This is a genomic window from Catenibacterium sp. UBA627, from assembly GCF_002299355.1.
GTDB classification, from domain to species: Bacteria; Bacillota_I; Bacilli_A; order Erysipelotrichales; family Coprobacillaceae; genus Catenibacterium; species Catenibacterium mitsuoka.
Window position 1 is genome coordinate 25,875 of sequence record NZ_DBPF01000056.1, and the last position, 9,068, is coordinate 34,942.

Annotated in this window: 7 protein-coding genes; 3 read left to right on the top strand and 4 right to left on the bottom strand. The window is 34.3% G+C overall.

Features of this window, described 5'->3' with window-relative positions; genetic code table 11:
* Nucleotides 1–6: 6 nt before the first annotated feature.
* Nucleotides 7–1,335 (bottom strand): MATE family efflux transporter, encoded by a 1,329-nt coding sequence (locus B2S90_RS04090; protein WP_278860519.1) that lies wholly within the window; start codon nucleotides 1,333–1,335, stop codon nucleotides 7–9.
* A gap of 115 nt (nucleotides 1,336–1,450) precedes the next feature.
* On the bottom strand, nucleotides 1,451–2,890 hold the full coding sequence (locus B2S90_RS04095; protein ID WP_278779067.1) for a radical SAM protein: 1,440 nt from the start codon (nucleotides 2,888–2,890) through the stop codon (nucleotides 1,451–1,453).
* A 248-nt stretch (nucleotides 2,891–3,138) separates the two neighbouring features.
* Between B2S90_RS04095 and ppk1 the strand changes: the two genes are divergently transcribed.
* From ppk1 to B2S90_RS04110, 3 genes are read left to right on the top strand one after another with little or no spacing between them, the layout of a single operon-like run.
* Entirely contained in the window at nucleotides 3,139–5,187 is a 2,049-nt protein-coding gene (gene ppk1, locus B2S90_RS04100) for a polyphosphate kinase 1 (RefSeq protein ID WP_279080256.1), read from the top strand.
* Between the two features lies 1 nt (nucleotide 5,188).
* Nucleotides 5,189–6,256 (top strand): 6-phosphofructokinase, encoded by a 1,068-nt coding sequence (locus tag B2S90_RS04105; RefSeq protein ID WP_055233531.1) that lies wholly within the window; start codon nucleotides 5,189–5,191, stop codon nucleotides 6,254–6,256.
* Nucleotides 6,257–6,306: 50 nt separating this feature from the next.
* Nucleotides 6,307–6,996 (top strand): RsiV family protein, encoded by a 690-nt coding sequence (locus tag B2S90_RS04110; protein ID WP_278779071.1) that lies wholly within the window; start codon nucleotides 6,307–6,309, stop codon nucleotides 6,994–6,996.
* A 7-nt stretch (nucleotides 6,997–7,003) separates the two neighbouring features.
* On the opposite strand, the gene B2S90_RS04115 is transcribed toward B2S90_RS04110, so the two are convergent.
* Together B2S90_RS04115 and B2S90_RS04120 are read right to left on the bottom strand one after the other, a co-directional pair.
* Complete coding sequence (locus B2S90_RS04115) at nucleotides 7,004–7,510, bottom strand: NAD(+) diphosphatase (RefSeq protein ID WP_286696573.1); 507 nt, start codon at nucleotides 7,508–7,510, stop codon at nucleotides 7,004–7,006.
* The gene (locus B2S90_RS04120) at nucleotides 7,507–8,817 is read right to left on the bottom strand and encodes a replication-associated recombination protein A (RefSeq protein ID WP_286696574.1); all 1,311 of its coding nucleotides are present in this window, start codon (nucleotides 8,815–8,817) and stop codon (nucleotides 7,507–7,509) included. The genes B2S90_RS04115 and B2S90_RS04120 overlap by 4 nt, the downstream gene beginning before the upstream one ends.
* Between the last annotated feature and the right edge of the window lie 251 nt (nucleotides 8,818–9,068).

The following is a 9,068-nucleotide window of genomic DNA, read 5'->3' on the forward strand; positions in this document are numbered from 1 at the left end:
GTCCTCCTAAATAACACTAAATTGCGTCCATTTATCTGATTTATAACGAAGATGAAATATGATAGCACGCATTGACCAGTCAGCGCACATTGCTAAGGCAATACCAATCACACCTAGATTGAATGTGATACCAAATATAATAGAAAGTATTCCTCTTACGACGACTGTACTCAAGATTGATACAATCATTGTATATTTAACATCTCCAGTGGCGCGTAATCCATTAGAGAGTGGTCCAGAGAATGGAAACGCAATTGTATTAAAAATATTATGAATAATAACCAAAACAAAGACTAGATGCTTAGTTTCTGATGATAATTGATAATATTGCAGAAATAGAGGTGTAATAAGAAGAATGAATACATTCCATATAATAGAGAAGATAACTGTGATCTTCATCAGCTTCTTAAAGTAATAATGTGCATTATCTATATCCTTAGCTCCCATGCACTGTCCTATGACTGTAATAAAGACGGGTCCCATTGTAACACCCACTAGGGCTGCAAGTGACCAGATACTTTGGGCCACACCATTAGCTGCAATCTGATAAGTACCAAATAAAGCAACAACTGAACTCAAAGCTACTTTAACTAACTGAAAGATTCCTTGTTCAATCCCATTAGGAACCGCAATATTCAATACTCTTTTCAACATCTTAGCATCAAATACAAATATATGCTTCTTTTCATAATAAGTAGTCAGCGTCTTATTGAAGCATAAGAATGTGATCACTACTGCAGAAAAAACTCTAGCAATCAGAGAAGGATAAGCAACACCTGCGACACCAGCGTGTAAAACAAAGACACCTATGCAATTTCCAATACAGTTAATAATATTAGATGCAATAGAAATATACATAGTTGTAGATGTTTTAGCCATAGAGCGATATAAAGCAGCACCTGCATTATAAATAGCGAGGGCTGGATAAGAATAGGCTGATATCCTTAAATAAGTGATACAAGCCTGCATTACTGAGTTTTCTACACGGCCAAATAAGAGTCTTAAAAGTGATTCATTGAAAATCAAGACAAGAATCATCAGAACAAATGAAAAGATAATAGAAAACATCAATAATTGTCCTGATGCACGATTTGTATCATCATTTTCTTTACGTCCAATATATTGGCTGATAACAACTGCCCCACCTGATGCAAGAGCTGTAAACAAATAAATAAAGATTGTATTAAATGAGTTCACAAGAGAAACCCCTGATACCGCACTTTCTCCCACAAAGCTTACAATAAAAGTATCTATAATACCTACTAACATGACTAATAATTGTTCAAAGAACAATGGGATAATCATATTTTTTAAATCCTTGTTTGTGAATGTCATAATTTACCTCCATGACATCATTCTAAATAACAAAGAAATAAAAGTAAAATACCAATACTGGAGGGCACTATAACTAAATTGCATACTAAAAGGCAGTATTTCTACTGCCACATAGTTATTCTTCGTTATGTAATCCTAATTCTTCCATTCTCTTAGGTGCATAGTTTTCATACTTAGGATGAGGATGCTGATGATCCTTCCAATATTCTTCTGCAATAGGCGCCCATTCTTTTGCATAGTCTTCACACTTATCACATAAGTGGTCTGCTGTTTCAGGAGATTCCATATTTGTATCATGCGCACCTGTACGTTTCACCATTTCTCTTAATAATGATGGGTTTTCCAGCATTGGACAAGGTCTTAAATGATTTTCATTAAATGGCTGTCCTTCATGATAAGCCATGAATAAAGGTGACTGCAACATTTCAAGAATTGAGTTTTCATGAATATTTGTATTTGAATAATGAATAAATACACATGGTTCAGCATCACCATTAGAGTTGATATGGAAGTAGTTTCTACCACCTGCAATACATCCACCAACATATTCACCATCATTCTGGAAATCCATTGGATAGAAGTTAATATTACATTCATTAGATCGGATATATCTAATACGATCAATCATATATTTTCTCTGTTGGATTGTAGGAAGTAAGTCAGTGACTGCATTGTTTCCTACTGGCATATAGTGGAAGTAGAAACCAAAACGAGCCCCTTTATCAGTAATCATCTTAAAGAATTCATCACTTGTGACTGCTTCTACATTATATTTTGTATAACAGATAGATGTGCCAAAGACGATACCATATTTCTTTAATAGATCCATAGCCTTCATAACGGCTGCAAAATGACCATCACCACGTCTTGCATCATTTGTTTCTGGAGTTCCTTCAATAGATAATAAGAAAGTAATATTTCCAAGTCTAACTAACTCTTTACAGAATGCGTCATCAATCAAAGTAGAATTTGAGAAAATGGCGAATTCTACATCATTATGCTTTTCAGCCAGCTTAATGATTTCTTTCTTCTTTACAAGTGGTTCACCACCAGTTAATAAGTAAAGATAGACGCCTAATTCCTTACCCTGTGTGACAATCTTATCCATATCTTCAAAAGTTAAGTTGCTCTTATGTCCATAAGTACCACTCCAGCATCCTTCACAATGCATATTGCAGGCACTTGTTGGATCAAAAAGAATGAGCCAAGGAATATTACAGTTATATTTCTTTCTGTTTTCACGAATTGTTTTTGTACCTCTAAAGAATGCTTCATAACCTAAATTTAAAGCTGTCTTTTTAATGAATTCTGGATTTGCTTCATCAATCACACTATTAATATAGTTAACCCATTTATTGTTGGGATCCTGTACAGCAATTCTCGCAGCATCATAGCTTTCCTTAGTAAATCCTTTACCATAGAACTTTTCAGCCAAGTCAATGAGCTTCAAATATTCTCCTGTACGATCCTTATCCAAACCTTTCACAATATGGTCAATCACAACTTCCATTGCTTTTCTTTCAGCAGCATGTGATACTTTATCTAATGTATTCATAATAACATCCTCTCTCTTTCACTAAATCTCATTTTAGAATGTTACGGATAAAAGTCAATGAAACTGACCACTGTTCATTTAGGCATTTTTCTAAATTTGTACAAAAAATAAACTATATATCTTACAAAAGATATGAAATGAACAAATTTTACACTATCTTCACACAAACTTTATTCAAACTAAATCACACTATTATTAGTATAATGCTAGAATTAACGCTATAATGAGTATATACGGGAGGATTAATTATGAATATATATAAAGATAACCGAGAATTATCTTGGTTAAAGTTTAATGACCGTGTTCTTATGCAGGCCAAAGATGAAAGCGTGCCGTTAGGTGAACGTCTGACTTTTATTTCTATTTTCCAGACGAACCTAGATGAATTCTTTAGAGTGCGTATGGGATTCTTATTTGATCAGGCTTTGTTTTATCCTGCTTTAAAAGAAAATAAGACAAATATGACTTCTTCTGAGCAGATTAAAGCCTGTGAGAGAAAAGTGAAGTACTTATATAAGAAAAGAGATAAGATCTATGCAACTAACCTTGAAAAAATGAAGGAATATGGTGTAGAAATTGTAAATTATAATGATATTAAGGATAAGGAAAATAAGAAATTCCTCGAACATTATTTCACTCAAGAAATGCTTCCACTTGTATCACCACAAGTTGTTTCTAAAAGACAGCCATTCCCTTTCCTTAATAACGGTGAACTCTATATAGTTACCCAGTTAGAAAGTAAAAAGGGTAAGAGAAAGATGGGGATTGTTTCATGTTCTGCTGCTTTTGATGAAAGATTAATTGCCCTACCAAGTACCCCTGGTAAATTCATTTTAGCGGAAGAAATTGTGAAAAAGTATCTTCCTGTGATTTTTCATGGACAAACAGTAAAGAATGCTTCTATAATTCGTATTATAAGAAGTGCTGATATTGAAGAGGATGATTATTCTTTACAGGAACATGAAGATTATCGTGAAATGATGGAAACTCTTATCAAACAGAGAAGAAAACTCGCTCCATTAAGAATGGAAATGTCTCCCGGTCTAGAAGAGATAGAAGTGGATATGTTGAGACATTTCTTGGATCTTTCTAGTAGTCAGGTGTTTGAAGTAGAGAGCCCATTAGAGTTCTCATTTGTATTTACTTTACAGGATTATTTAAAGTCAAGACATCCAGAATTATTCTATAAGCGATTAGAAGCGCGTAATTCTCCACTTGTAGAAAATACTGTACCAATGATTAAACAGGTATTAAAGCATGATATACTGCTTTCTTATCCATTTGAATCTATGGCACCATTCTTAAGATTCTTAGATGAAGCAAGTCGTGATCCACAGGTGATCAGTATTAAGATGACTCTTTATCGTGTTGCAAAGAATTCTAAGGTTGTTAAGAGTCTGATTCGTGCTGCAGAGAATGGCAAGGATGTCACAGTTCTTGTAGAACTTCGTGCACGTTTTGATGAGGAAAACAATATAGCCTGGTCTAAGCAATTAGAAAGTGCTGGATGTCATGTTATTTATGGTTTAAGTGAATTAAAGGTACACTCTAAATTATGTCTTGTCACTTATCGTACTGATGAAGGTATCAAGTATCTCACTCAGATTGGTACAGGTAACTATAATGAAAAGACTTCTAAGCTTTATACAGATTTCTGTTTGATGACTTCAGAACATGCTTTTGGTGAAGAAGCCAATGAACTTTTCACTCATTTATGCTTAGGTGAAACAGATCATAATGCGAATGTATTATTAGTTGCACCACATTGTATGATTTCAAGAATCTTTGAAAAGATTGATGACCAGATTGCCCTTGCGAAAGCTGGTAAACCTGCTTATGTAGGATTTAAGTGTAATGCAGTTACAAGTAAGAAGATGATTGAAAAGCTTGTAGAAGCCAGTCAGGCTGGTGTAAAAATTCAATTAATTGTGAGAGGTATATGCTGTATCATTCCTGGTATTAAGGGTTATACAGAAAATATACAAGTTATATCTATTGTAGGACGTTATTTGGAACATTCTCGTATTTATATCTTCGGCGATAAGAATCCAGATGTATATATTTCTTCTGCCGACCTAATGACACGTAACCTAGAAAGACGTGTAGAAGTGGGTGCACCAATTCATGATCCTCGTATTAAGAAGACTATTCTTAATATGTTTGATATTATGCTTCATGATAATGTAAAGGCATCACGTTTATTAAATGATGGTACCTATAAACGTGTAAAGAATAAACAGGAGAAGATCAATAGTCAGGAATACTTCTTTAAGAAAAAAAGTATAAGGGAGGCATAATATGCGCGTTGGTATTTTAACAAGCGGAGGAGACTGTCAGGCCCTTAACGCAACTATGCGTGGGTTGGCTTTAACTCTTTATAGAAATGTAAAAGATGTTGAAATCATCGGCTTCATCGATGGTTATAAAGGATTGATGTATGAAAAATACAAAAAAATGAAGCCTAAAGATTTTTATGATATTTTAAACGTAGGTGGTTCTATTCTTGGAAATTCAAGATGTCCTTTCAAGCGTATGCGTATTATTGAAAACGGTTTTGATAAAGTCAAAGCGATGAAGAATACTTATAAGAAACTTGAATTGGACTGCTTAGTTGTACTAGGTGGTAATGGTTCTATTAAAAGTGCTAATATGTTATCACAGGAAGGACTAAATGTAATTGCATTACCTAAGACAATTGATAATGATGCCTGGGGCACAGATTATACATTTGGTTATTCTTCTGCCACAGCCATTGCAACACGTTACTTAGATGAAATCAAGACAACAGCCGCAAGTCATAGCCGTGTTTTCGTGATTGAAGTTATGGGTCATAAGGTAGGACATATCTGTTTATCTGCCGGTATTGCAGCAGGTGCTGATGTCATCCTCTTACCGGAGATTCCATATGATATTAAAGTTGTTGCGAAAAAGGTTAAAGAAACATTAAAGAACGAAAAGAACTATGCGATTATTGCCTGTGCTGAAGGGGCTATTTCTGAAGCCGATGCCTTAATGAAGCGAAAAGACTATAAAGCAAAAGTACTTGCAAGAAATGGTCGTTCTGTAGCTTATGAAGTAGCTGATGAATTAAGTCAGGAAATTGATGCTGAGATTCGTGTATCATGTATTGGTCATGCACAGCGTGGTGGTAATCCTGATAGTTATGATCGTGAAATCTCTACACGTTTTGGTGTAGAAGGTGCAAGACTCATCATCAAGAAACATTATGGTGAATATGTTGTATTACAAGGAAATCATGTCACACATATTCCATTAGAAGCCACTGCAGGTAAATTAAAATTTGTAGATACTGAAGGAGAAATCGTACAAAGCGCAAAGCTTGTAGGAATCTCATTTGGTGAGTAAACTGTTCGCAAGAACAGTTTTTTTGTGTATAATGTGAGTTAGGTGATATTATGCATAAACTAACATTTTGGAAAAAGATAGGACTTTCTTTTATTGTCCTTGTAGCTATACTTATACTGATCAATCATCAACTCAATAAAGATACTGATACACCAAACAGACTCACTCTATCTAACCTATTTACTGTAGATGTGAAGAAATCCCATGTCCCATGGATTACAACTGCAGATAATAATAAACAGGAGGCACTTGATGTAGTGAATCGTAAGATGGCGTCTACTATTAAGAATTTTATTTACAAAGAAGAAAAGAATGGTGGCTACTATTTTGTGACTCATAAAGTGATTTATAATACAGATCAGCTTTTTACTCTCAAACTTGAATTACATAAAACGCAAGCAGACAGTTATACAAAGAATGTTTATTATACAATCAACAAATCCACAGGAAAGAGTATCCCCCTTTCTGCTTATTTTAAGAATAGTGATTATAAAGATGTGATTTCTAAAGAAATCACAAGACAAATGAAAGAAGAAATGAAAAAAGACACCAATAAAGTATACTGGTGTCAAAAAAATGATAATCCTCGTTTTAAAGGTATTTCTAAGAATCAAAGCTACTATATTAATAAACAAGGTGAACTTGTTATCTGCTTTGATCAATTTGAAGTGGCTCCCGGTTATATGGGAAACCCTACATTCACAATTAAAAATGACTTACTAGACGACTACTTCAAATAGTCGTCTTTTATCTTGTGAAAACAAGATTGTGTTCTCTCTTGTAGAGATATCTTCTAAGTAATTCCTGAGCTAAAGAATCAGGCTTAATGATATTCATTGCATCTTTTAGATCATACCATTTTGCATTATCTATTTCTTCATTACAGTGGAATAATTCATCTTCTACAACAACGATATATTTATTAATATATGTATTAGTACGTGCGTAGTATTCATTGTCATTGAATTCATAGGAAGAAATAGTAAGACCTGTTTCTTCTTTTATTTCTCTAAAAAGAGCCTGCTTCGCATTTTCTCCTTTTGTGACATATCCAGCTATTAAGATATTATCCTTATGTCCATATTGTTGGATGAGAAGGATTTTATCTTTTTTGGAATTGAGTACAAGCGCACTGACTGCACTATTAAACATTGGAAATCTGAATTCCTGACAGTTTGGACAATAAGGTACCATACCATCTATTCCATTTTCTTTTTCTATTAATTCACGACCACATTTCACACAATAACTCATTGATTTTCTTTTCTCCACTTCTTAATTTCATCTAATCTATTCTTATATTGTTTCTCTGCACCTTGAGTACCTGGAAGATAGTATTCCCTGTCTTTTAATGAATCGGGTAGACATTGCATATTCGTAATCTTCTCTTTTGTATCATGAGCATATTGATAGCCTTCCCCATAATGTAGTTCCTTCATAAGTTTTGTAGGAGCATTACGAATAACTAATGGCACAGGTTCAGATAATTCTTTTAAGGCATCTTTTTTAGCTGTTTCATAGGCAACATATAAAGAGTTGGATTTAGGTGCCATGGACATATAAACAACAGCCTGCGTTAATATCACTGAACATTCAGGCATACCAATATAATGACAGCTTGTATAAGCATCATTCGCAATAGATAAAGCACGAGGATCCGCTAAACCAATATCTTCACTCGCAAAACGAATCACTCTTCTTGCGACATAAAGAGGATCTTCTCCTGCCTCCAACATTCTTGCCAGCCAATATATAGCTGCATCCGGATCTGAATTACGCATTGATTTATGTAAGGCACTAATGAGATTATAATGTTCCTCACCCTTCTTATCATATAAAAGAGATTTCTTTTGTGTACATTGTTCAATGATGGTCTTGGTAACATTAACATTTCCATCACGCTCATCACTATTATTAATAACCATTTCTAAAGTAGATAACGCACTTCTTGCATCACCATTACTAAAAGATGCAATAAGGTGTAAACAATCATCGGATATATCTATATTTAAATCTCCAAATCCCTTAGGACTAGAAATGGCATGTTTGAGTAATGAAACAATATCCTCTTCTCCAAGTGCATTGAGGACAAATACCTTACAACGTGATAAAAGAGCTCCATTAATTTCAAATGATGGATTTTCAGTTGTGGCCCCTATCAAAATAATGCTTCCTTTTTCTACAAAAGGCAAAAAAGCATCCTGCTGGGATTTATTGAAACGATGTATTTCATCCACAAATAGAATTGTCTTTTCACCAAAGATACGATTGTTTTCTGCCTGTTTCATCACTTCTCTTATTTCTTTAATACCACTTGTCACAGCAGAGAAATCAATAAAGGAAGAATGTGTATGTGAAGCAATAATTCTTGCAAGTGTCGTTTTACCTACTCCTGGTGGTCCCCAGAAGATCATTGAAGAAATAGAATCTGTTTCTATGAGTCTTCTAAGTATTTTTCCTTTTCCTACTAGATGAGTCTGTCCAACAAATTCATCTAAATTATCAGGTCTCAGTCTTGAAGGAAGAGGTTCATCAAATGTTTCTTCAAAAAGTGATGTCATAAGAGTCCTGCCACTCAAAATGTGATTAAATATACTCACATCGAGATAATGTAAGTTCTCACGAACATTACTTACTATGTCATCGTGTATGCTTTTGATTGACCGAAATCATATCTACTCACAAGTTCATGTACACTCCATAGTCTTAAATTCCCGAAGTAGCCTTCGGTACATACTTACGTTTGCGTTTATCTATGCAACTTCGTAAGTCGTAGCATCTCTCAGATTTAGTGCAGCATTGAAATCTCTGT